The organism is Salinimicrobium oceani, assembly GCF_012037645.1.
This window is the reverse complement of sequence record NZ_JAAVJR010000615.1, coordinates 1-455: the sequence shown is the minus strand read 5'-3', so window position 1 is coordinate 455 and position 455 is coordinate 1. Positions and strand designations below refer to the sequence as shown.

The 455-nt window shown below is 43.7% G+C and carries 1 pseudogene; it reads right to left on the bottom strand.

Annotation, left to right across the window (positions count from 1 at the left end):
- Positions 1–291 precede the first annotated feature (291 nt).
- Positions 292–455 (bottom strand): annotated as a pseudogene (locus HC175_RS24405) (GH3 auxin-responsive promoter family protein); the annotation flags it as partial.

Sequence of the window (455 nt, the reverse complement as noted above, 5' to 3'; positions counted from 1 at the left end):
CGTTTCCAATAGATATGCCGCACCTCCGGCGCTTATTGAATTCTTAGAGGATTATTTTCTATAGACATATCGCTCCTACCGGAGCTTAATAACAGGAAGGATTTCTTCTGAAATGAAAATCAAAGATCTTTAAAAAGAAAGTGAGCTCCGGAGGAGCGAAATATTTACAGGAATATTTAGGGGAAGTCAGGAGCTCCGGCGGAGCGGCATCTTTTTTAAAGATGGCTGGTCATAATCAAAAACCGGAATCAAGTCCTGGATCCTGGTTATAGCAGTGCAGCGATCCTGGCTCTAACTTTCATTCATCTCCAGCAACTCCTCTACATAGGTCCGCTGGTTGGATAATCTCGGGATCTTGTGTTGTCCTCCCAGCTTATCATGTTTTTTACACCAGTCATAGAATAACTTTTCCCTTGCCTGGTGCACCCGAGGAGGATTGAGGGTCATATTGTTGA